At 51.2% G+C, this 22561-nt stretch carries 21 protein-coding genes; 5 read left to right on the top strand and 16 right to left on the bottom strand.

All coding sequences use genetic code 11. The features are described 5' to 3' along the window. Positions 1-115: 115 nt before the first annotated feature. The 14 genes from glmU to asnC all read right to left on the bottom strand — a co-directional run bounded on the left by glmU (position 116) and on the right by asnC (position 13290). Entirely contained in the window at positions 116-1486 is a 1371-nt protein-coding gene (gene glmU / locus HBM92_RS24365; protein WP_000933729.1) for a bifunctional UDP-N-acetylglucosamine diphosphorylase/glucosamine-1-phosphate N-acetyltransferase GlmU, read from the bottom strand. A gap of 353 nt (positions 1487-1839) precedes the next feature. Then, entirely contained in the window at positions 1840-2259 is a 420-nt protein-coding gene (locus HBM92_RS24360; RefSeq protein WP_001251965.1) for a F0F1 ATP synthase subunit epsilon, read from the bottom strand. A 20-nt stretch (positions 2260-2279) separates the two neighbouring features. After that, a complete protein-coding gene (atpD, locus tag HBM92_RS24355; protein WP_000190506.1) occupies positions 2280-3662 on the bottom strand; it encodes a F0F1 ATP synthase subunit beta in 1383 nt (460 codons plus the stop codon). Between the two features lie 26 nt (positions 3663-3688). After that, entirely contained in the window at positions 3689-4552 is an 864-nt protein-coding gene (gene atpG / locus HBM92_RS24350) for a F0F1 ATP synthase subunit gamma (protein ID WP_000896498.1), read from the bottom strand. A gap of 50 nt (positions 4553-4602) precedes the next feature. Next, complete coding sequence (gene atpA, locus HBM92_RS24345) at positions 4603-6144, bottom strand: F0F1 ATP synthase subunit alpha (protein ID WP_001176745.1); 1542 nt, start codon at positions 6142-6144, stop codon at positions 4603-4605. A gap of 12 nt (positions 6145-6156) precedes the next feature. Beyond that, complete coding sequence (gene atpH / locus HBM92_RS24340) at positions 6157-6690, bottom strand: F0F1 ATP synthase subunit delta (RefSeq protein WP_001288583.1); 534 nt, start codon at positions 6688-6690, stop codon at positions 6157-6159. A gap of 14 nt (positions 6691-6704) precedes the next feature. Further along, the gene (gene atpF, locus HBM92_RS24335) at positions 6705-7175 is read right to left on the bottom strand and encodes a F0F1 ATP synthase subunit B (RefSeq protein ID WP_001052219.1); all 471 of its coding nucleotides are present in this window, start codon (positions 7173-7175) and stop codon (positions 6705-6707) included. Positions 7176-7236: 61 nt separating this feature from the next. Continuing rightward, on the bottom strand, positions 7237-7476 hold the full coding sequence (gene atpE, locus HBM92_RS24330; RefSeq protein WP_000429386.1) for a F0F1 ATP synthase subunit C: 240 nt from the start codon (positions 7474-7476) through the stop codon (positions 7237-7239). Positions 7477-7522: 46 nt separating this feature from the next. After that, positions 7523-8338, bottom strand: coding sequence for a F0F1 ATP synthase subunit A (atpB, locus tag HBM92_RS24325; RefSeq protein ID WP_000135618.1), 816 nt, complete (start codon positions 8336-8338; stop codon positions 7523-7525). A gap of 8 nt (positions 8339-8346) precedes the next feature. Further along, positions 8347-8727: a F0F1 ATP synthase subunit I gene (gene atpI / locus HBM92_RS24320; protein ID WP_000116695.1), complete on the bottom strand. Its 381-nt coding sequence runs from the start codon at positions 8725-8727 to the stop codon at positions 8347-8349. 616 nt (positions 8728-9343) lie between these two features. Beyond that, positions 9344-9967, bottom strand: a complete 624-nt coding sequence (gene rsmG, locus HBM92_RS24315; protein WP_000932839.1) for a 16S rRNA (guanine(527)-N(7))-methyltransferase RsmG — start codon at positions 9965-9967, stop codon at positions 9344-9346. Positions 9968-10030: 63 nt separating this feature from the next. Beyond that, positions 10031-11920, bottom strand: a complete 1890-nt coding sequence (gene mnmG / locus HBM92_RS24310) for a tRNA uridine-5-carboxymethylaminomethyl(34) synthesis enzyme MnmG (RefSeq protein WP_000499788.1) — start codon at positions 11918-11920, stop codon at positions 10031-10033. A 378-nt stretch (positions 11921-12298) separates the two neighbouring features. Continuing rightward, positions 12299-12742, bottom strand: coding sequence for an FMN-binding protein MioC (gene mioC / locus HBM92_RS24305; protein ID WP_000763758.1), 444 nt, complete (start codon positions 12740-12742; stop codon positions 12299-12301). An 89-nt stretch (positions 12743-12831) separates the two neighbouring features. After that, positions 12832-13290, bottom strand: a complete 459-nt coding sequence (gene asnC, locus HBM92_RS24300) for a transcriptional regulator AsnC (RefSeq protein ID WP_000432970.1) — start codon at positions 13288-13290, stop codon at positions 12832-12834. A gap of 151 nt (positions 13291-13441) precedes the next feature. Here asnC and asnA point away from each other — a divergent pair, with 151 nt between their 5' ends. Further along, positions 13442-14434: an aspartate--ammonia ligase gene (gene asnA / locus HBM92_RS24295; protein WP_000845107.1), complete on the top strand. Its 993-nt coding sequence runs from the start codon at positions 13442-13444 to the stop codon at positions 14432-14434. A 4-nt stretch (positions 14435-14438) separates the two neighbouring features. On the opposite strand, the gene viaA is transcribed toward asnA, so the two are convergent. Then, a complete protein-coding gene (viaA, locus tag HBM92_RS24290; RefSeq protein ID WP_000956636.1) occupies positions 14439-15890 on the bottom strand; it encodes an ATPase RavA stimulator ViaA in 1452 nt (483 codons plus the stop codon). Beyond that, complete coding sequence (gene ravA / locus HBM92_RS24285; RefSeq protein WP_001305014.1) at positions 15884-17380, bottom strand: ATPase RavA; 1497 nt, start codon at positions 17378-17380, stop codon at positions 15884-15886. The genes viaA and ravA overlap by 7 nt, the downstream gene beginning before the upstream one ends. Before the next feature lie 222 nt (positions 17381-17602). On the opposite strand from ravA, the gene kup reads away from it, so the two are divergent. From kup to rbsC, 4 genes are all read left to right on the top strand, one after another. Further along, entirely contained in the window at positions 17603-19471 is a 1869-nt protein-coding gene (gene kup / locus HBM92_RS24280; protein ID WP_000102319.1) for a low affinity potassium transporter Kup, read from the top strand. 166 nt (positions 19472-19637) lie between these two features. Further along, positions 19638-20057: a D-ribose pyranase gene (gene rbsD, locus HBM92_RS24275; protein WP_001346607.1), complete on the top strand. Its 420-nt coding sequence runs from the start codon at positions 19638-19640 to the stop codon at positions 20055-20057. A gap of 7 nt (positions 20058-20064) precedes the next feature. Further along, the gene (rbsA, locus tag HBM92_RS24270; RefSeq protein ID WP_000387762.1) at positions 20065-21570 is read left to right on the top strand and encodes a ribose ABC transporter ATP-binding protein RbsA; all 1506 of its coding nucleotides are present in this window, start codon (positions 20065-20067) and stop codon (positions 21568-21570) included. A gap of 4 nt (positions 21571-21574) precedes the next feature. After that, positions 21575-22540 carry a ribose ABC transporter permease gene (rbsC, locus tag HBM92_RS24265; RefSeq protein WP_000211858.1) on the top strand — a complete coding sequence of 322 codons (966 nt, stop codon included), beginning with the start codon at positions 21575-21577 and terminating at the stop codon, positions 22538-22540. The last annotated feature ends 21 nt before the right edge of the window (positions 22541-22561 follow it).

The following is a 22561-nucleotide window of genomic DNA, read 5'->3' as shown; positions in this document are numbered from 1 at the left end:
CGTTTTTCGGGCGCCCCGAGCCTTGTAGAGAGTGGGGTTATTTTTATAGTTACTGCTTGTGGGCGGGAGATTATGTTATCTCCTCATCCCATATGACCGGATTACCCGGCCAGAATTACTTTTTCTTTATCGGACGACGCCAGCCTTCTTTTTGAGTCTGCGGCACACGGCTGATAGCCAGGGCATTTTCGCCGACATTACGCGTCACGGTTGTACCCGCAGCAATGGTCGCGCCTTTGCCTACTGTTACCGGGGCCACCAGTTGAGTGTCGGAACCGACAAACACATCGTCGCCGATAATAGTCTTAAATTTATTCGCACCATCGTAGTTGCAGGTAATGGTTCCCGCGCCGATGTTAACGTTATCGCCAATTTCCGCATCGCCCAGGTAAGTCAGATGACCAGCTTTCGAGCCTTTACCCAGACGCGCTTTTTTCATCTCAACGAAGTTACCGACGTGTGCACCTTCCAGCAACTCAGCACCAGGACGCAGACGGGCAAACGGGCCAATAGTACAGGCCGCTGCCAGATTCGCATCTTCCACGACGGTATACGGGCTAATTTCGCAATCATCGCCAATCACGCTGTTTTTAATCACGCAACCGGCGCCGATTTTCACGCGATGACCGAGAGTCACGTTGCCCTCGATGATAACGTTAGTATCAATTTCAACATCGCGCCCGTGAGTAAGCGTACCGCGCAGATCAAAACGCGCCGGATCGCGCAGCATAACGCCTGCTAACAGCAGTTTTTCAGCCTGTTCGGACTGGTAAACGCGCTCCAGTCGGGAGAGTTGCAGGCGGTTATTCACGCCTTCTACTTCGCTTAAACGTTGCGGATGAACGGCGACGATTTCACGTCCTTCCTGATACGCCAGCGCAATAATGTCGGTGATGTAGTATTCGCCCTGAGCATTATTGTTGGTCAGCTTCGCCAGCCAGCGTTTCATATCTGCGCCGTTGGCAATCAGAATGCCGGTGTTGATCTCCTGAATCTGACGCTGCTCGTCGGTGGCATCTTTGTGCTCAACAATGCCGGTAACTTTGCCGTTTTCACGGGTGATACGTCCATAACCGGTCGGATCATCCAGTTTTACCGTCAGCAGACCAATGCCACCCTGCGGTTTAGCATCACGCAGACGCTGGAGTGTTTCGACAGAGATCAGCGGCACGTCGCCGTAGAGCATTAAAATGTCTTCATCATCGGCAAAGAAAGGTGCGGCCTGCTGCATCGCATGACCCGTACCCAGCTGTTCTGCCTGAAGCACCCAGTTCAGGTTGTCGTCTTTCAGCGCCTGCTTAAGCAGATCGCCGCCGTGACCATACACAAGGTGAACGTGCGCTGCGCCTAATTCATTCGCAGCATCAATGACATGCTGAACCATCGCTTTCCCGGCAAGGGTATGCAGCACTTTCGGAAGATCGGAATACATGCGCGTGCCTTTGCCTGCGGCAAGGATCACTACGCTCATAGCATTATTCAACATACGCGTCCTGACTGTAATTTGAGAACGAATTTAAACCGCTTCACCTTGAAAAAACTACATTTTTTTCATCGTGAAATGGACAGAGGATAAATTGTTCAATAACGGATTATCCCCGCTGACGAAAGCGCCATTTTCGACCATCGTCACGCCTTTTGTCTGCAGAAAATTAAGGCAGTACCTTCATTTAAGCGTCAGGTGGATGTTTTTGCTCTTATTTCGATCAATGAATAAACGGGAAAACAGGGGTGTTTTATATCATCAGGATCTATGTGAACGCTTTTCAGGACGGGTCAATACGCGTAAAAAAAAGCCAGCCTGTTGCCAGACTGGCTTTTGTGCTTTTCAAGCCGGTGTTACATCGCTTTTTTGGTCAACTCGATAACGCGCAGCTGCGCGATCGCTTTGGCCAGTTCCGCAGACGCCTGAGCGTAATCTACGTCGCCGTGAGAGCTGCTAATGTGCTCTTCAGCCTTACGTTTCGCTTCCATGGCTCGCGCTTCGTCGAGATCCTGGCCGCGAATTGCGGTGTCGGCCAGAACGGTCACGTTGCCAGGCTGCACTTCAAGAATGCCGCCAGACAGATAGATAAACTCTTCGTGACCGTGCTGTTTCACGATGCGAATCATACCAGGCTTAATGGCGGTGAGCAGCGGTGCGTGGCCAGGGTAGATCCCCAGTTCACCTTCGCTACCCGTTACCTGGATTTTCTCGACCAGACCAGAGAACATTTGTTGCTCTGCGCTGACGACGTCCAGGTGGTAAGTCATTGCCATATCACCCTCCGATTAAGGCGTTAAAGTTTTTTGGCTTTTTCCACAGCTTCTTCGATGGAACCGACCATGTAGAACGCCTGCTCCGGCAGGTGATCGTATTCGCCTTCCATGATGCCTTTAAAGCCACGGATGGTGTCTTTCAGGGAGACGTATTTACCCGGAGAACCGGTGAATACTTCTGCCACGAAGAACGGCTGGGACAGGAAGCGCTGGATCTTACGAGCACGCGCTACCACCAGTTTGTCTTCTTCAGACAGTTCATCCATACCCAGGATGGCGATAATGTCTTTCAGTTCCTGATAACGTTGCAGGATGGACTGAACGCCACGCGCAGTGTCGTAGTGTTCCTGACCAACCACCAGCGGGTCCAGCTGACGGCTGGTGGAGTCCAGCGGGTCAACGGCCGGGTAGATACCCAGAGACGCGATCTGACGGCTCAGTACCACGGTTGCGTCAAGGTGCGCAAAGGTGGTTGCCGGAGACGGGTCAGTCAAGTCATCCGCAGGTACGTATACTGCCTGTACGGAGGTGATAGAACCGGTTTTGGTGGAGGTGATACGTTCCTGCAGAACGCCCATCTCTTCCGCCAGGGTCGGCTGATAACCTACCGCTGAAGGCATACGGCCCAGCAGTGCGGATACTTCGGTACCGGCCAGGGTGTAACGATAGATGTTATCGACGAACAGCAATACGTCACGACCTTCGTCACGGAATTTCTCAGCCATGGTCAGACCGGTCAGAGCAACGCGCAGACGGTTTCCCGGCGGCTCGTTCATCTGGCCATACACCAAGGATACTTTGTCGATAACGTTGGAGTCGGTCATTTCGTGGTAGAAGTCGTTACCCTCACGAGTACGTTCACCTACGCCCGCAAACACAGAGTAACCGGAGTGCTCGATCGCGATGTTACGAATAAGCTCCATCATGTTTACGGTTTTACCTACACCCGCACCACCGAACAGACCAACTTTACCGCCCTTAGCGAACGGACACATCAGGTCGATAACTTTGATACCGGTTTCCAGCAGTTCCTGAGAGTTTGACAGCTCTTCGTAGGAAGGTGCTGCGCGGTGAATCGCCCAACGCTCTTCTTCACCGATCTCGCCTTTCATGTCGACCGGTTCACCCAGTACGTTCATGATACGGCCCAGAGTCGCTTTACCTACCGGGACTTCGATCGGGTGTTCGAGGTCTTTTACATCCAGACCGCGACGCAGACCGTCGGAGGAACCCATTGCGATGGTACGCACGATACCGCCGCCGAGCTGCTGCTGAACTTCCAGCACCAGACGCTCATTACCATTTTGCACCTCAAGAGCATCGTACACGCGCGGTACGGCATCCTGAGGGAATTCGACGTCAACTACGGCGCCGATTACCTGGACAATCTTTCCAGTAGCCATCTTAAATCCTCTACGAAATAACCTGTTTAAACCGCGGCGGCCCCCGAGACGATCTCGGTGAGTTCCTGAGTAATGCTGGCCTGACGAGCTTTGTTGTATACCAACTGCAGCTCTTTAATCAGGCTGCCGCCATTGTCGGTCGCGGCTTTCATCGCCACCATACGGGCGGCCTGCTCGCTGGCCAGGTTTTCAACCACGCCCTGATAAACCTGAGATTCGACATAACGACGCAGCAGGGTATCCAGCAACGCCTTCGGATCGGGTTCGTACAGGTAATCCCAGGATTTGTGTTTCAGATCATCATCATCTGATGCCGGTAACGGCAGCAGCTGGCTGATGGTCGGAACCTGAGACATGGTGTTAATAAATTTGTTGCTGACAATGTAAAGCTTGTCCAGACGGCCTTCGTCGTAGGCCTGCAACATCACTTTTACCGGACCGATCAGTTCGGACAGGGAAGGGTTATCCCCCATGCCGGTGACCTGGGCAACAACATTGCCGCCCACGGAGTTGAAGAACGACACGCCTTTCGAGCCGATCATTGCGAGGTCGCATTGAACGCCTTTGTCGGTCCAGGTCTTCATTTCCGCCAGCAGTTTTTTGAACAGGTTAATGTTCAAACCACCGCACAAACCACGGTCGGTCGACACCACCAGGTAGCCCACGCGTTTAACGTCGCGGTCTTCCAGGTAAGGGTGCTTATATTCCAGATTACCGTGTGCAAGGTGACCAATCACTTTGCGCATGGTTTCTGCATAAGGACGGCTGGCCGCCATGCGATCCTGCGATTTACGCATTTTGGAAGCGGCGACCATCTCCATCGCTTTAGTGATCTTTTGCGTGTTCTGGACGCTTGCGATCTTACTACGTATCTCTTTTGCGCCGGCCATGAGCTTCTCCTCAATGCCTTGCGGCCTGCCCTAAGGCAAGCCGCCAGACGTTACCAGGATTGGGTTGCTTTGAAGGAATCGAGGATGCCTTTCAGCTTGCCTTCGATTTCGTCGTTGTAGCCACCGGTCTGGTTGATCTCTTGCATCAACGGAGCGTGATCACGGTCGACGTAAGCCAGCAGAGCGGCTTCGAAGCTACCGATTTTCGACAGTTCAACATCCGCCAGGTAACCACGTTCTGCTGCGAACAGAACCAGAGACTGTTGCGCTACGGACATCGGCGCATACTGTTTCTGTTTCAGCAGTTCGGTCACTTTCTGACCGTGGTCAAGCTGCTTACGTGTTGCATCGTCAAGGTCGGATGCAAACTGAGAGAACGCTGCCAGTTCACGATACTGTGCCAGAGCGGTACGGATACCACCGGACAGTTTTTTCATGATCTTGGTCTGTGCTGCACCACCAACACGGGATACGGAAATACCCGGGTTAACCGCAGGACGAATACCGGCGTTGAACAGGTTGGTTTCCAGGAAGATCTGACCATCGGTAATGGAGATTACGTTGGTCGGAACGAACGCAGAAACGTCACCCGCCTGAGTTTCGATAATCGGCAGCGCAGTCAGAGAACCGGTTTTCCCTTTCACTTCACCTTTGGTGAAAGCTTCAACGTATTCGGCGTTAACACGCGCAGCACGCTCCAGCAGACGAGAGTGGAGGTAGAATACGTCGCCCGGGAATGCTTCACGTCCTGGCGGACGACGGAGCAGCAGGGAGATCTGACGGTAAGCAACAGCCTGTTTAGACAGGTCATCGTAAATGATCAGCGCATCTTCACCGCGGTCACGGAAGTATTCACCCATTGCGCAACCAGCGTACGGTGCCAGGTATTGCAGTGCTGCGGATTCAGACGCGGTTGCTACCACAACGATGGTGTTAGCCAGTGCGCCGTGCTCTTCCAGTTTACGTACCACGTTAGAAATGGTGGACGCTTTCTGACCGATAGCGACATAGATACATTTGATACCGGAATCGCGCTGGTTGATGATGGCATCGATAGCCAGTGCGGTTTTACCGGTCTGACGGTCACCGATGATCAATTCACGCTGACCACGACCGATTGGGATCATGGAGTCAACGGCTTTATAACCGGTCTGTACCGGCTGATCTACGGACTGACGTTCGATAACGCCCGGAGCGATTGCTTCTACAGCAGAGAAGCCGTCGTGATCCAGCGGACCTTTACCGTCGATTGGTGCACCCAGAGTGTTAACCACACGGCCCAGCAGGCCACGGCCAACCGGAACTTCCAGGATACGGCCAGTACACTTAACTTTCATGCCTTCGGCAAGGTCAGCGTACGGACCCATAACAACCGCACCTACAGAGTCGCGCTCGAGGTTCAGTGCGATAGCGTAACGGTTACCCGGCAGGGAGATCATTTCACCCTGCATACAATCGGCCAGGCCGTGAATGCGGATAACACCGTCACTTACAGAAACAATAGTACCTTCGTTGTGAGCTTCACTCACAACATTGAACTGAGCAATGCGCTGCTTGATCAGTTCGCTGATTTCGGTGGAATTCAGTTGCATGCTCCAGTCCCCTTAAGACTGCAAGACGTCTGCAAGGCGCTCAAGACGACCGCGTACGCTGCCATCAATGACCATATCACCCGCTCGGATGATAACGCCTGCCATTACAGACTTATCGATTTTGCAATTCAGCTTAACTTTGCGTGACAGACGTTTTTCCATCGCAGCAGAAATTTTCGCGAGCTGTTGTTCACTCAGTGCGGCAGCGGAAATGACGTCTACCTCAGCGGTAGCCTCACTCACGGCACGCAGGTGAATAAACTGCTCCAGAACATCCGGGAGCGCCTTAAGACGACCATTTTCAGCCATTACCCGAATCAGGTTCTGACCGTTTTCGTCCAGTTGCTCACCACAAACTGCGATAAACGACTCGGCGAGCGTTTCTGGCGCAAGCGCGCCAGAGAGAAGCTCTGCCATTTGTTCGTTTTTGGTTACCTCGGCGGCAAACGCCAGCATGTCCTGCCAGCGTTCTACACTTTGGTGTTCGACGGCAAAGTCAAAAGCTGCTTTGGCGTAGGGGCGAGCTACCGTAATAAATTCAGACATCAGCCCCTCCCTCCTTACAGTTCAGCGACAAGTTTATCCACGATGTCGCTGTTAGCAGCTTCATCCACGGAACGTTCGATGATCTTCTCGGCGCCAGCAACAGCCAGGATAGCAACTTGCTTACGCAGCTCTTCACGGGCACGTTTACGCTCGGCTTCAATTTCCGCCTGCGCCTGGGCCACGATTTTAGTACGTTCCTGTTCTGCCTCAGCTTTCGCTTCATCCAGAATCTGCGAGCGGCGTTTGTTAGCCTGCTCGATGATTACCTGGGCTTCCGCTTTCGCTTTTTTCAGCTGGTCGGTCGCGCTGGCCTTTGCAAGGTCAAGGTCCTTATGTGCTCGTTCTGCGGAAGCAAGGCCGTCAGCAATTTCTTTTTGACGTTTTTCGATGGCTGCCATTAATGGCGGCCATACGTACTTCATGCAGAACAGAACGAACAGGACAAACGCGATGGCCTGGCCGAGGATTGTTGCGTTAAGATTCACAGCACAATGCCTCTATTTAGTTAACGTTCTGATATTGCTCTTTAAATAAAAGCAACGCTTACTACGCGACAGCGAACATCACGTACAGACCCAGACCTACAGCGATCATCGGGATAGCATCCACCAGACCCATAACGATAAAGAACTGAGTACGCAGCAGAGGAATCAGATCAGGTTGACGCGCTGCGCCTTCCAGGAATTTACCCCCGAGGATGCCGATACCGATCGCAGCACCGATTGCCGCCAGACCCATCATCACAGCGGCAGCCATGTACAGCAGATCCATATTCAGGTTTTCCATGACAGTCTCCAGTTTGTTTCAGTTAAAACGTAGTAGTGTTGGTAAATTAATGTTCTTCAGACGCCATCGACAGATAGACGATCGTCAGAACCATGAAGATGAAGGCTTGCAGCGTAATGATCAGGATGTGGAAAATGGCCCACGGCACATTCAGGATCCACTGTGACCACCACGGCAACAGACCAGCAATCAGAATGAAAATCAGCTCACCGGCATACATGTTACCGAACAGTCGCAAACCGAGTGAAACTGGTTTGGACAGCAGGCTTACCCCTTCAAGGATTAAGTTGACAGGAATGAACGCCCAGTGATTGAACGGCTGCAGCGTCAACTCTTTCGTGAAGCCGCCGATGCCTTTCATTTTGATGCTGTAGAACAGAATCAGGATAAATACGCCCAGTGCCATAGACAGCGTTACGTTCACGTCAGCAGACGGAACCACACGCAGTGCAGGCAGACCCAGTACATGTTCAGCAATGTACGGCAGCAGGTCGATAGGCAGTAAATCCATCAGGTTCATCAGGAATACCCAGACGAAGATCGTCAGGGCCAGCGGAGCAATCAGCTTGCTTTTGCCATGGTACATGTCTTTCACGCTACCATTAACAAAGCCGATCACCAGCTCAATCGCGGTCTGAAACTTACCTGGCACGCCGCTGGTTGCCTTTTTGGCTACACTACGGAATAAAACCAGGAACAACAGACCCAGCACCACCGAGAAGAACATGGAGTCAATATTGATTGTCCAGAAGGTGGCTGGGGGGTTATGTGGATCCACCAGCGAGAATGTACGCAGGTCCAGCTGAAGGTTATTCAGGTGGTGTCCTATGTAATCCTGCGGCGTCATATTTTCTGAAGCCATGATGCCTTTTACCCTTTGTTGTTAATTACAGCCGGTGCCAGTATCTGAACCACCAGCACCAAAACCCACGTAACGATCAGCGGCAAGAATACCGCCTTTAAAACCGCCAACGCCACCACCAGTAACACCAACATCGCCAGAACTTTGAAAGCTTCGCCAAATGCGAATGTCCAGGCCACCCGGCCTTTCGCTGGTGTATGCGCCTGGTGACGCCAGGCAAATATCATAAACAAAACGTTAGGCAGAAAGACTGCCAGGCCCCCGCTTATTGCAGAGACGCCCCAGAAGGGGTCTTTGAGGCTGAACAGCAATCCACTTGCTATCACCACCAGTAACTGAACGAGCAGAAGCTTCCGAGCAACGTTTCGACTCACGAGCGACACAGACATCACGTTTTTCACTCCTGCTCCCTTCGAGGTATGCCGCGTGTCGTATAAAACTTTCTTTAAGGCTTAGAGTCAAGCATCAAAAAGCGGTCAAATTATACGGTGCGCCCCCGTGATTTCAAACAATAAGTAGCCAAAAGGTGAATAAATGTTTAAATATTTTTCCAGTGCATACAATTGCGACTTTTCTGCAAACCCTGTTCGATCATGAAAAACTGTAAATAACGCGTAAACACTGGTGATAAAGCGTGCTTCAGATCACATATTGCGCATGTTCGCGCACAGCATATTTATTTACTTGGCAAATGATGCCTTTGCAAGTTTATGATATTTCAGTCTAAAAACAGATACTGTTTTAATAAATGACATTTACATAACAAAAACCACCCATTGACATTTTTAATAATATTTTAACAGTCAATGATGATTCTTAGCGCCGATTTTTAGCAGACTGATATTTTCACTTATGACTTATTTTCTGCTTACCAAAAAAAGCCACGTTATCTTGTTGATACAAAAGAGTGAACGTGGCGTTAAATGTAACCAGTTATATCAGTAGAAAACCTGGTTGTTGTTAACAGTCTAACCGGTCAATTTTTTATGATTTTTTTGATAAAAATTAAATTTTATTTGCTTTAATCACCACCAGATGACGTTCGCCATCCAGGGCTGGAACCTGAAGTTTAACCACTGATTCGACCTGATATTCTTCGGGCAACAAAGCGATTTCATCTTCCGGCATTTGCCCTTTCAGCGCGTAGAAACGGCCTTGCTCACCAGGAAGATGGTGGCACCAGCTCACCATATCGTTCAGAGAGGCAAAAGCGCGGCTAATTACGCCATCAAATGGCGGCTCTGACGGAAACTCTTCTACCCTACTCTGTACTGGCTCAATATTCTCCAGTTTAAGCTCATGTTGCACCTGACGAAGGAAACGCACGCGTTTACCAAGGCTATCCAACAACGTGAAATGAGCTTCAGGACGCACGATAGAGAGTGGAATGCCAGGCAGTCCCGGTCCGGTGCCGACATCGATAAACCGTTCACCTTGCAGATACGGTGCCACCACAATGCTATCGAGAATATGGCGTACCAGCATCTCATTAGGATCGCGGACCGAAGTCAGGTTGTACGCTTTATTCCATTTATGCAGCATATTCACGTAGGCAATAAGCTGGTTTTTCTGGTGATCGGTAAGCGAAATACCTGCGTCTTTCAGCAGTAAGGAGAGTTTGTTGAGCACGGTGATTACCTGTTCTTGATGCGTTGCCTGGTAAGCGGGTGCATACCAGGCATTTTTAATGCGTTATGCGCTACGACGCAGCATACCCTGTTTTTTCAGCCACACCAGCAGAATGGAGATAGCCGCAGGCGTGACGCCAGAAATACGCGAAGCCTGGCCAATAGAGGCCGGTTTGTGATCGTTAAGTTTGGCGATCACTTCGTTAGAAAGACCGGATACCTGGCGGTAATCCAGCGTCGCTGGTAGCAGGGTATTCTCGTTACGCAGCTGCTTTTCGATCTCATCTTGCTGGCGCGCGATATAACCTTCGTATTTAACCTGAATCTCAACCTGTTCCGCAGCCTGTTCATCTGTCAACGCAGGGGCAAACGGTGTCAGCGTGGTTAATTTTTCATAAGTCATTTCAGGACGACGTAGCAGATCTTCACCACTGGCTTCACGGGAAAGCGGCGCAGTCAGGTGAGCATTCACTTCGGCTGCAGCTTCCGCCGACGGGGTTACCCAGGTCGATTTCAGACGCTGACGCTCACGCTCGATATTCTCAAGTTTCTCGTTAAAGCGCGCCCAACGTTCGTCATCCACCAGGCCCAGTTCGCGACCGATTTCAGTCAAACGCAGATCAGCATTATCTTCGCGCAGCATCAGACGATATTCTGCGCGCGAGGTAAACATACGATACGGTTCTTTGGTTCCTAAAGTGCACAGGTCATCAACCAGTACGCCGAGATATGCCTGAGAACGCGCCGGAGCCCAACCTTCTTTGTCAGCAGACAGACGGGCAGCGTTAAGACCAGCCAGCAAACCTTGCGCAGCGGCTTCTTCGTAACCGGTAGTGCCGTTAATCTGACCAGCAAAGAACAGCCCCTGGATAAACTTGCTCTCCAGCGTCGGTTTCAGGTCGCGTGGATCGAAGAAGTCATACTCAATGGCATAACCCGGACGCACGATCTTCGCGTTTTCCATCCCCTGCATGGAGCGGACGATTTGCATCTGCACATCGAACGGCAGGCTGGTGGAGATACCGTTCGGATAAATTTCGTTAGAGGTCAGCCCTTCCGGTTCAAGGAAGATCTGATGCTGATTTCTGTCGGCGAAGCGCATGACTTTGTCTTCGATCGACGGGCAGTAGCGTGGGCCGACACCTTCGATCACCCCTGCGTACATTGGGCTACGATCGAGGTTACTGCGGATCACATCATGGGTTTTCTCGTTGGTATGAGTGATATAACACGGCACCTGCTGGGGATGCTGGGACGCATTGCCCATAAACGAGAATACTGGCATTGGGTTATCGCCATGCTGTTGCGCCAGTACGCTAAAGTCGATGGTTCGAGCATCAATACGCGGTGGTGTCCCGGTTTTCAGACGACCAACGCGCAGCGGCAGTTCACGCAAACGGCGAGAAAGCGGAATGGACGGCGGATCACCAGCACGGCCACCGCTGTAATTATCCAGACCGATATGAATTTTACCGTCGAGGAACGTCCCAACGGTGAGCACGACAGCTTTGGCACGGAACTTCAGTCCCATTTGGGTAACGGCACCGACCACGCGATCGTTTTCGACAATAAGATCTTCAACTGCCTGCTGGAAGATCATCAGGTTCGGTTGGTTCTCCAGCGCCGTACGTACCGCCTGACGGTAGAGCACACGATCTGCCTGAGCTCGGGTAGCGCGAACCGCCGGTCCCTTGCTTGCGTTTAGTATCCTAAACTGGATACCCGCCTGATCGATCGCTTTCGCCATCAGACCGCCGAGTGCATCCACTTCTTTTACCAGATGTCCCTTCCCAATACCGCCGATCGCCGGGTTGCAGCTCATCTGCCCCAGAGTGTCGATATTGTGTGTCAAAAGCAGAGTCTGTTGACCCATACGCGCCGCGGCCATCGCGGCCTCGGTGCCTGCATGACCCCCGCCAATGATGATGACGTCAAAAGGATCCGGATAAAACATGGTGATTGCCTCGCATAACGCGGTATGAAAATGGATTGAAGCCCGGGCCGTGGATTCTACTCAACTTTGTCGGCTTGAGAAAGACCTGGGATCCTAGGTATTAAAAAGAAGATCTATTTATTTAGAGATCTGTTCTATTGTGATCTCTTATTAGGATCGCACTGCCCTGTGGATAACAAGGATCCGGCTTTTAAGATCAACAACCTGGAAAGGATCATTAACTGTGAATGATCGGTGATCCTGGACCGTATAAGCTGGGATCAGAATGAGGGGTTATACACAACTCAAAAACTGAACAATCGTTGTTCTTTGGATAACTACCGTTTGATCCAAGCTTCCTGACAGAGTTATCCACAGTAGATCGCACGATCTGTATACTTATTTGAGTAAATTAATCCACGATCCCAGCCATTCTTCTGCCGGATCCTCCGGAATGTCGTGATCAAGAATGTTGATCTTCAGTGTTTCGCCTGTCTGTTTTGCTCCGGAATTTTTGAGTTCTGCCTCGATTTTATCGATAGCCCCACAAAAGGTGTCATATTCACGACTACCAATACCGATTGCGCCAAAGCGGACCGCAGAAAGATCGGGCTTCTGTTCCTGCAATGCTTCATAGAAAGGAGAAAGGTTGTCCGGAATATCTCCGGCACCGTGGGTTGAGCTGATAACCAGCCAGATCCCCGAGGCAGATAAATCTTCCAACAGCGGACCGTGCAGCGTTTCGGTGGTTAAACCCGTCTCTTCCAGCTTTTCAGCCAGGTGTTCTGCTACATATTCGGCACCGCCGAGGGTGCTGCCGCTGATAAGAGTGATATCTGCCATAAACCGCCACCTTTATTAAGAGTAGCGTATTGTACGCTGTGAACGCGTTGGGATCTACCTGTGGAAAAGTATGGGATTAAAAAAGCCGATCAGGGCTTAATGGTACGCATGATCGGATTCTGCAGGACGATCAGTGTCTCGGTGGACTGAATTTCATCAATTGTTTGGATCTTGTTGATAAGTACATGCTGGAGAGCATCGATCGAACGGCACATCACTTTTATAAAGATACTGTAGTGGCCGGTTGTGTAATAGGCTTCAGTGACTTCATCGAGGCTTTCCAGCTTTGCCAGCGCGGAAGGATAGTCTTTGGCGCTCTTTAATATAATGCCGATAAAGCAGCCTACGTCATAACCAAGCTGCTTCGGGCTGACATCAATACGCGCCCCGGTAATGATCCCCGCCTGCTTCATTTTCTCTACTCGAACGTGAATCGTCCCCGGACTGACGCCAAATTGTTTCGCCAGTTCGGCGTAAGCGGTGCGCGCATTGCCCATTAATGCTTCCAGGATGCCTCGGTCCAGATTGTCGATCAGATAATTTTCCATAGGATTTTCTTATGCGGATTGATGATTCATTCTATTTTAGCCTTCTTTTTTAATGAATCAAAAGTACGTGAGGCTTTTTATTGAATGATTATTGCATGTGTGTCGGTTTTTGTTGCTTAATCATAAGCAACAGGACGCAGGAGTATAAAAAATGAAAACCGCTTACATTGCCAAACAACGTCAAATTAGCTTCGTGAAATCTCACTTTTCTCGTCAACTGGAAGAACGTCTGGGGCTGATCGAAGTCCAGGCGCCGATTCTTAGCCGTGTGGGGGATGGCACGCAGGATAACTTGTCGGGCTGTGAAAAAGCGGTGCAGGTAAAAGTGAAAGCTCTGCCTGATGCCCAGTTCGAAGTGGTTCATTCACTGGCGAAGTGGAAACGTCAGACCTTAGGGCAACACGACTTCAGCGCGGGCGAAGGGCTGTACACGCACATGAAAGCCCTTCGCCCCGATGAAGACCGTCTTTCCCCGTTGCACTCGGTCTATGTAGACCAGTGGGACTGGGAACGCGTAATGGGCGACGGCGAGCGTCAATTCTCGACTCTGAAAAGCACGGTAGAGGCGATCTGGGCGGGAATTAAAGCAACCGAAGCTGCGGTTAGCGAAGAGTTTGGCCTGGCACCGTTTCTGCCGGATCAAATCCACTTCGTACACAGCCAGGAGTTACTGTCTCGTTATCCGGATCTCGATGCCAAAGGGCGTGAGCGGGCGATTGCGAAAGATCTTGGCGCGGTATTCCTCGTCGGGATTGGCGGCAAGTTGAGTGATGGTCATCGTCACGACGTGCGCGCACCGGATTATGATGACTGGAGCACCCCGTCAGAGCTGGGCCATGCGGGTCTGAACGGCGATATTCTGGTATGGAACCCGGTACTGGAAGATGCGTTTGAGCTTTCTTCCATGGGGATCCGCGTGGATGCCGACACGCTGAAGCATCAGCTGGCGCTGACCGGTGACGAAGATCGCCTGCAGCTGGAGTGGCATCAGGCGCTGCTGCGCGGTGAAATGCCGCAGACCATCGGCGGCGGTATCGGGCAGTCTCGTTTGACCATGCTGCTGCTGCAACTGCCACATATCGGCCAGGTTCAGTGTGGTGTATGGCCGGCAGCTGTTCGCGAGAGCGTCCCTTCTCTGCTGTAATAATTTATCGCCGCCAGCGTCTGAGCAGGCGGCTTCGCATCCCGGTATCAAAGCGCCAGATATGATCGAAAATGCGCATGATGCCGGGTTTGCCATGTGCCGACATCGCCACGGCATGAAAGCGATGCTGATGTACCCGCTGCAACTCTTTCACTTTGCTCGTCACGTCGTCAGGCAATCGCTGGGCGATAAAATCAGAAATCACCACCGCATCGGCATCAAACCATTCCCGGCTTTGCAAGCGTTCCATAATGGCGCGAAAACAACTGGCAAGATCGGTGCCGCCACGAAACTGCTGGCTTAAAAAACGGATTGCTTGTTCGATGCCTTGTGGGCCTGAAAGCTCATAACGGACGATCTCGGTGGAAAATAGCATAATATAGCAGCGCCGGTTTTCAGCGAGGGCTATGCGCATCAAGGCCAGGCAGAACGCTTTCGCACACTGTTCATTAAAGCCGCCCATTGAGCCGGAAGTATCCACGCAGACAATAAACGGTCCGCGCGGCTGTTCGTCGTAATCTTTATGCACCACCGGGCGTTCGATCATTTTTTCACGCCACGACTCACCATGCAGGCGATAGGTGAGCAACTGTTTTTCCACCAGCCGACGGTAAAACTCATACTCCAGTTCAGTTATCCCTAGTGTCGCCAGTTCTGGCGGCAAGAGACGTAAAATATCATCGCTTTGCTGCAGACCATCAACCTGCTCAGGAACTGTCGCCGGTTCGCGCACCATGGTGCGGAAGGTTTCCATCTGCGCATCGTTGCGCGGTATTGATTTGGCTTCCCGGGAACGCCCCAGCTGTTCTGCCAGACGTTTCAGTTCCGGCTGTTCGTTAAGAAATTCACCGTATTTCACAATCAACTGATAGTCGCCACGTTTAAGCTGACCGGCGCTCATATCCCACAGACGACCAGCTGCGGTATTGTTATCTGCGAGAATCGGTTCAAGTTGCCCGCTCAGCGTCATGCGTTCCTGAACTTCACTCAACAGTTGTTCGCGTTCTTCTTCTAATAGCTGCTGATTTAACGTCGTTGCTTGCACGATCAGGCTTAAACGCCAGCGCTGGAGAAAAAGCGTGTGTAACGCTGAAGTGATCGTGCTGTTAGCATCAACCAACTGTCGGGCTTGTTCTGCCCATGGGGAATTCAGACGATGCAGTAAGTCCAGGATCTGTGGTAGCTGCACAATAAATTGCGGCGTGGAGAGGAGCTGACTTTGCTGATAGCACATCACCTCTTCGGTGAGTTCCGGCGGGACTCGGGCATCTTTAAGCCGACTGCGCAGCGCCTCACGCCAGCGGGGAACATCATCAGTGATTGCCGCCTTCAGTCGTGGGAATTTTTCAAAGAAGACTGCCAGCTGCGGTGAGGCCAGCAGCGCGATGATCATCTCTTCGATCAATCCCTCTTCGCTGACGGCCAGCATCACATTAAGCGTATCCAGCGTTAGCATTGTTGTGCCTGGCGAATCTGTGCGCCGACATCCTGTAGGCTGGCTTCAATGCGACCTAACCAGTCGCCAGGGATAAACAGACATTTTTGCTGTTCGCTGAATAAAGCGTGTTGCTTGCGCCAGTCGCTTTCAAGCTCTTCCAGTTGTTGTTTTATTTCACCTGGCAGACCTTCAGCCAATGAACCGGGAAGTGCTAGCGTACTGCCTTGTAAACTTACATCGCGTACAACAAGATGTTGGGCGCTATCGACTTCCAGATTCAGTTTCTGGGCAAAGCCGATACCGTTCAGTTTGCCGCGAATCTCACCACCTTTACTCAGCCACTGTTCCAGCGCGCTACGCTCAAAGGAGATATGAACCACTTCCATATCATGCAATTTTAACGGTTTTTGCAGCAGCAGAGTCAGAGTGGAAGCAGTAACGTTAACAGGGAGTTGATACTGCTGACGACGGCTAAAAATGCCGCCCAGACGAATTACCGTTAAGGCTGTTTTATCGCTTTGTTGCTGCTGAAGTTGCAGGTGACGTTGCACAATCGCGCCCAGGCGGGTCAACATCCCTTGCTGTTGCCAGGCGTGACCGGTCATCAATACATCAATTTGTTGTTGTATCAAATTCAGGCTTTGCGCGTCATACCACAGGCAATCTTTCAGCAAAATGAGATCAACCGGGGCGACAGCACTGCGACCGCTAAAAAAGGCGCTGGCCTGCAATAAGCGGATCGCTTTTTTCCAGCGACGATCCGAGACATAAGGCGCATCCGGTAATTTATCCAGTTGCTGGCGCAGCATAAAAATCAGCTCAAATACATGATCGGGCAGCGTAATTTCACCAATCTCTTTCTGCCAGCGTTCATATTCTTCATCTGTGATCTGCAAGGAGGCAGGAACCGGATTGTCATTTTCATCCTGTTGACTGGTCAGCATGGAGCGGAAATTCGCTTTATCCTGCACTTTATCTAACCACAGACGAATCAGCATGCGATCATATAACGCTTCCAGACTGCTGTCTGCTTCCGGCAGCTCGTTGGAGGCCGCCACCAGCAGACGCATCGGGATTTTTTCTACGAGTGCGCCGTTGCGGAACTGGCGCTCGTTAATGGCGGTGAGCAGGGTATTAAGAATTGCCGGACCCGCTTTCCAGATCTCATCCAGAAAGACGATTTCAGCTTCCGGCAGGTAACCGCTGGTTAAACGTTCATAGCGCCCTTCATCTTTTAGCGCCTGAATAGAAAGGGGACCAAAAACTTCTTCCGGCGTGGAGAAGCGGGTCATCAGATATTCAAACGCGCGGGCATTCTGAAAGGCGAATTTTAAGCGCCGGGCGATCAAACTTTTGGCAATACCTGGCGGGCCAAGGAGGAACACACTTTCACCACTTAATGCCGCTAATAAACACAAGCGGATGGCGTGGCTACGTTCATAAAGCCCCTTTTCCAACGAACTGCTCAGGCGGGAAATTCTTTCCGCTAATAAATGAGGGTGAGCCATAATGAAGTGGCGTCCTTTCGTCAAAAGTTCTGCGTAAATTGCGAGTATAGACGTTTCTTGCTGGTGGCTAAAATAGTCTCAAAGGAGGGGTATTTTTCTTTGAGCCAGGTTAATGTGGCCGCATTTAGGAGTACGATTTTGCCGTTAATCGTGCATACTGTGCGCTTTTTTGTGGGCCAAGGGACTAAGCACACATTTCATATTTCAACGAAAGACTAGTCTATGAGCACTGATAATAAGCAATCATTGCCCGCGATTACCCTCGCGGCGATTGGAGTTGTCTACGGCGATATTGGTACCAGCCCGTTATATACACTTCGTGAATGTTTGTCCGGCCAGTTTGGTTTTGGCGTTGAACGCGATGCCGTGTTTGGCTTTTTATCGCTGATCTTCTGGCTGCTAATCTTTGTGGTTTCCATTAAATATCTCACCTTCGTGATGCGGGCAGATAACGCCGGTGAAGGGGGGATCCTGACGTTGATGTCGCTTGCCGGGCGTAATACGTCGGCGCGAACCACATCAATGCTGGTGATTATGGGGCTAATCGGCGGCAGCTTTTTCTATGGTGAAGTCGTCATAACACCCGCTATTTCGGTGATGTCCGCCATTGAAGGTCTGGAAATCGTCGCCCCGCAGCTGGATACCTGGATAGTTCCCCTCTCAATTATCGTTCTCACATTATTATTCATGATTCAAAAACATGGCACGGCTATGGTCGGTAAGCTGTTTGCGCCGATCATGCTGACCTGGTTTTTGATTCTGGCAGGGCTGGGGTTACGTAGCATTATTGCTAACCCGGAAGTGCTGCATGCACTGAATCCGATGTGGGCGGTGCATTTCTTCCTTGAATACAAAACGGTTTCTTTTATTGCATTAGGGGCAGTGGTGCTGTCGATTACGGGGGTCGAGGCGCTGTATGCTGATATGGGGCACTTTGGTAAGTTCCCTATTCGTCTGGCGTGGTTCACCGTCGTATTGCCTTCCTTAACCCTTAATTACTTCGGCCAGGGAGCGCTGTTGTTAAAGAATCCGGAAGCGATTAAGAACCCGTTCTTCCTGTTGGCACCGGACTGGGCGCTGATCCCGCTGCTGATCATCGCCGCACTGGCGACGGTAATTGCCTCGCAGGCGGTTATCTCTGGCGTCTTCTCATTGACGCGTCAGGCGGTACGTCTGGGATATTTGTCGCCGATGCGCATTATTCACACTTCCGAAATGGAGTCAGGGCAAATCTATATTCCCTTTGTGAACTGGATGCTCTATGTCGCGGTCGTGATTGTGATTGTCAGCTTTGAGCACTCCAGCAACCTGGCGGCGGCGTACGGGATTGCGGTGACCGGAACCATGGTGCTGACGTCTATTCTCTCGACTACCGTGGCACGTCAGAACTGGCACTGGAATAAGTATTTTGTTGCGCTGATCCTGATTGCTTTCCTTTGTGTCGATATTCCCTTGTTCACCGCTAACCTCGATAAACTGCTCTCCGGCGGCTGGTTGCCATTGAGCCTCGGTACGGTGATGTTTATCGTGATGACCACCTGGAAGAGCGAGCGTTTCCGCTTGCTGCGGCGGATGCATGAACATGGTAACTCTCTGGAAGCGATGATTGCTTCGCTGGAGAAATCACCGCCCGTTCGCGTGCCCGGGACCGCGGTGTATATGTCGCGTGCAATCAACGTCATTCCCTTTGCGCTGATGCATAACCTGAAACATAACAAGGTATTGCATGAGCGGGTGATTCTGTTAACTCTGCGCACCGAAGACGCGCCATATGTCCATAACGTCCGTCGGGTACAGATTGAACAACTGTCGCCCACTTTCTGGCGCGTGGTGGCAAGTTATGGTTGGCGAGAAACGCCAAACGTGGAAGAAGTTTTCCACCGCTGCGGTCTGGAAGGATTAAGTTGCCGGATGATGGAAACCTCCTTCTTTATGTCGCATGAGTCGTTGATCCTCGGCAAACGCCCGTGGTATTTGCGTCTGCGCGGCAAGCTGTACTTGCTGCTGCAACGTAATGCGCTGCGGGCACCGGATCAATTTGAAATCCCGCCAAACAGAGTTATCGAACTGGGTACTCAGGTCGAAATCTAACGCCAGACGCCTCCTTTCTCCATAAGGGGGCGTTTTTGTTTTCATGGTTAATCACCATGTAAAACGTTTCGAGGTTGATCACATTTCCGTAACGTCACGATGGTTTTCCCAACTCAGTCAGGATTAAACTGCGGGTCAGCGAAACGTTTCGCTGATGGAGAAAAAAATGAAAAAAGGCACCGTTCTTAATTCTGATATTTCATCGGTGATCTCCCGACTGGGACATACCGATACGCTGGTGGTGTGTGATGCTGGTTTACCCATCCCCAAAAGTACAACGCGTATCGATATGGCATTAACCCAGGGTGTACCTTCTTTTATGCAGGTGCTGGGTGTAGTCACAAATGAAATGCAGGTCGAGGCTGTCATTATCGCGGAAGAGATCAAACAACATAATCCGCAACTCCACGAAACGTTGCTCACTCACCTTGAGCAGCTGCAAAAACACCAGGGAAACACCATTGAAATTCGTTACACCACGCATGAACAATTCAAACAACAAACCGCAGAAAGTCAGGCGGTAATTCGCAGCGGAGAATGTTCTCCGTATGCGAATATCATTCTCTGTGCTGGCGTGACGTTCTGAGGCCGTCATGGAAGCATTACTTCAGCTTAAAGGCATCGATAAAGCCTTCCCGGGCGTAAAAGCCCTCTCGGGCGCAGCGTTAAATGTCTATCCGGGCCGCGTGATGGCGCTGGTGGGCGAAAACGGCGCGGGTAAATCCACCATGATGAAAGTGCTTACTGGTATCTATACTCGCGATGCCGGTACGCTTTTATGGTTGGGGAAAGAAACGACATTTACCGGGCCGAAATCTTCCCAGGAAGCCGGGATTGGGATTATCCACCAGGAACTGAACCTGATCCCGCAGTTAACCATTGCCGAAAACATTTTCCTCGGTCGTGAGTTTGTTAATCGCTTTGGCAAAATTGACTGGAAAACCATGTATGCCGAAGCGGATAAATTGCTGGCTAAACTTAACCTGCGCTTTAAAAGCGACAAGCTGGTGGGCGATCTTTCCATCGGTGACCAGCAAATGGTTGAAATCGCCAAAGTGCTGAGCTTTGAGTCGAAAGTCATCATTATGGATGAACCGACCGATGCGCTGACCGATACCGAAACCGAATCCTTGTTCCGCGTCATCCGCGAGCTGAAATTGCAAGGCCGCGGTATTGTCTATATCTCCCACCGCATGAAAGAAATCTTCGAGATTTGCGATGACGTTACCGTTTTTCGTGACGGACAATTTATTGCTGAGCGCGAAGTGGCATCACTGACCGAAGATTCTCTGATTGAGATGATGGTGGGCCGCAAGCTGGAAGATCAATATCCGCACCTGGACAAAGCGCCGGGAGATATCCGCCTGAAAGTCGATAATCTCTGCGGACCTGGCGTTAACGATGTCTCTTTTACTTTACGCAAAGGCGAAATTCTTGGCGTCTCTGGTTTGATGGGCGCTGGGCGTACCGAACTGATGAAAGTGCTCTACGGTGCACTGCCGCGCACAAGCGGTTACGTCACCCTGGATGGGCATGAAGTCGTTACCCGTTCGCCGCAGGATGGCCTGGCAAACGGCATTGTTTATATCTCCGAAGACCGTAAACGTGACGGTTTAGTGCTGGGCATGTCAGTAAAAGAGAACATGTCGCTGACCGCGCTGCGCTACTTCAGCCGCGCTGGCGGCAGTTTGAAGCATGCCGATGAACAGCAGGCTGTGAGTGATTTCATTCGTCTGTTTAATGTGAAAACGCCATCGATGGAACAGGCAATTGGTCTGCTTTCCGGTGGCAATCAGCAAAAAGTAGCGATTGCCCGTGGTCTGATGACACGCCCTAAAGTGTTGATCCTCGATGAGCCTACCCGTGGCGTAGATGTCGGCGCGAAAAAAGAGATCTATCAACTGATTAACCAGTTCAAAGCCGATGGCTTGAGCATCATTCTGGTGTCATCGGAGATGCCAGAAGTATTAGGCATGAGCGATCGCATCATCGTCATGCATGAAGGGCATCTCAGCGGGGAATTTACTCGTGAGCAGGCCACCCAGGAAGTGTTAATGGCTGCCGCTGTGGGCAAGCTTAATCGCGTGAATCAGGAGTAAAAAAATGACAACCCAGACTGTCTCTGGTCGCCGTTATTTCACGAAAGCGTGGCTGATGGAGCAGAAATCGCTTATCGCTCTGCTGGTGCTGATCGCGATTGTCTCGACGTTAAGCCCGAACTTTTTCACCATCAATAACTTATTCAATATTCTTCAGCAAACCTCGGTGAACGCCATTATGGCGGTCGGGATGACGCTGGTGATCCTGACGTCGGGTATCGACTTGTCGGTAGGTTCTCTGTTGGCGCTGACCGGCGCAGTTGCTGCATCTATCGTCGGCATTGAAGTCAATGCGCTGGTGGCTGTCGCTGCCGCTCTCGCGTTAGGTGCCGCAATTGGTGCGGTAACTGGGGTGATTGTAGCGAAAGGTCGCGTCCAGGCGTTTATCGCTACGCTGGTTATGATGCTTTTACTGCGCGGCGTGACCATGGTTTATACCAATGGTAGCCCAGTGAATACCGGCTTTACTGAGAACGCCGATCTGTTTGGCTGGTTTGGTATTGGTCGTCCGCTGGGCGTACCGACGCCAGTCTGGATCATGGGGATTGTTTTCCTCGCGGCCTGGTACATGCTGCATCACACGCGTCTGGGGCGTTACATCTACGCGCTGGGCGGCAATGAAGCGGCAACGCGTCTTTCTGGTATCAACGTCAATAAAATCAAAATCATCGTCTATTCTCTTTGTGGTCTGCTGGCATCGCTGGCCGGGATCATTGAAGTGGCGCGTCTCTCCTCCGCACAACCCACGGCGGGGACTGGCTATGAGCTGGATGCTATTGCTGCGGTGGTTCTGGGCGGTACGAGTCTGGCGGGCGGAAAAGGTCGCATTGTTGGGACGTTGATCGGCGCATTAATTCTTGGCTTCCTTAATAATGGATTGAATTTGTTAGGTGTTTCCTCCTATTACCAGATGATCGTCAAAGCGGTGGTGATTTTGCTGGCGGTGCTGGTAGACAACAAAAAGCAGTAATAACGACTACAGGACATCTTG

This window comes from Escherichia sp. E.sYA108 (assembly GCF_011754335.1).
Taxonomy (GTDB): domain Bacteria; phylum Pseudomonadota; class Gammaproteobacteria; order Enterobacterales; family Enterobacteriaceae; genus Escherichia; species Escherichia coli.
Note: the sequence above shows the minus strand (reverse complement) of the source record. Positions and strands in the feature narration are given on the sequence as shown.

Excerpts from the sequence above, each read along its gene's own strand:
- HBM92_RS24360 (WP_001251965.1), bottom strand. The coding sequence starts at position 2,259 with ATGGCAATGACTTACCACCTGGACGTCGTCAGCGCAGAGCAACAAATG.
- mnmG (WP_000499788.1), bottom strand. The coding sequence starts at position 11,920 with ATGTTTTATCCGGATCCTTTTGACGTCATCATCATTGGCGGGGGTCAT.
- atpA (WP_001176745.1), bottom strand. The coding sequence starts at position 6,144 with ATGCAACTGAATTCCACCGAAATCAGCGAACTGATCAAGCAGCGCATT.
- atpH (WP_001288583.1), bottom strand. The coding sequence starts at position 6,690 with ATGTCTGAATTTATTACGGTAGCTCGCCCCTACGCCAAAGCAGCTTTT.
- rbsA (WP_000387762.1), top strand. The coding sequence starts at position 20,065 with ATGGAAGCATTACTTCAGCTTAAAGGCATCGATAAAGCCTTCCCGGGC.
- asnA (WP_000845107.1), top strand. The coding sequence starts at position 13,442 with ATGAAAACCGCTTACATTGCCAAACAACGTCAAATTAGCTTCGTGAAA.
- rbsC (WP_000211858.1), top strand. The coding sequence starts at position 21,575 with ATGACAACCCAGACTGTCTCTGGTCGCCGTTATTTCACGAAAGCGTGG.
- atpI (WP_000116695.1), bottom strand. The coding sequence starts at position 8,727 with ATGTCTGTGTCGCTCGTGAGTCGAAACGTTGCTCGGAAGCTTCTGCTC.
- atpE (WP_000429386.1), bottom strand. The coding sequence starts at position 7,476 with ATGGAAAACCTGAATATGGATCTGCTGTACATGGCTGCCGCTGTGATG.
- kup (WP_000102319.1), top strand. The coding sequence starts at position 17,603 with ATGAGCACTGATAATAAGCAATCATTGCCCGCGATTACCCTCGCGGCG.
- atpB (WP_000135618.1), bottom strand. The coding sequence starts at position 8,338 with ATGGCTTCAGAAAATATGACGCCGCAGGATTACATAGGACACCACCTG.
- glmU (WP_000933729.1), bottom strand. The coding sequence starts at position 1,486 with ATGTTGAATAATGCTATGAGCGTAGTGATCCTTGCCGCAGGCAAAGGC.
- rbsD (WP_001346607.1), top strand. The coding sequence starts at position 19,638 with ATGAAAAAAGGCACCGTTCTTAATTCTGATATTTCATCGGTGATCTCC.
- mioC (WP_000763758.1), bottom strand. The coding sequence starts at position 12,742 with ATGGCAGATATCACTCTTATCAGCGGCAGCACCCTCGGCGGTGCCGAA.
- atpD (WP_000190506.1), bottom strand. The coding sequence starts at position 3,662 with ATGGCTACTGGAAAGATTGTCCAGGTAATCGGCGCCGTAGTTGACGTC.
- ravA (WP_001305014.1), bottom strand. The coding sequence starts at position 17,380 with ATGGCTCACCCTCATTTATTAGCGGAAAGAATTTCCCGCCTGAGCAGT.
- viaA (WP_000956636.1), bottom strand. The coding sequence starts at position 15,890 with ATGCTAACGCTGGATACGCTTAATGTGATGCTGGCCGTCAGCGAAGAG.
- atpG (WP_000896498.1), bottom strand. The coding sequence starts at position 4,552 with ATGGCCGGCGCAAAAGAGATACGTAGTAAGATCGCAAGCGTCCAGAAC.
- asnC (WP_000432970.1), bottom strand. The coding sequence starts at position 13,290 with ATGGAAAATTATCTGATCGACAATCTGGACCGAGGCATCCTGGAAGCA.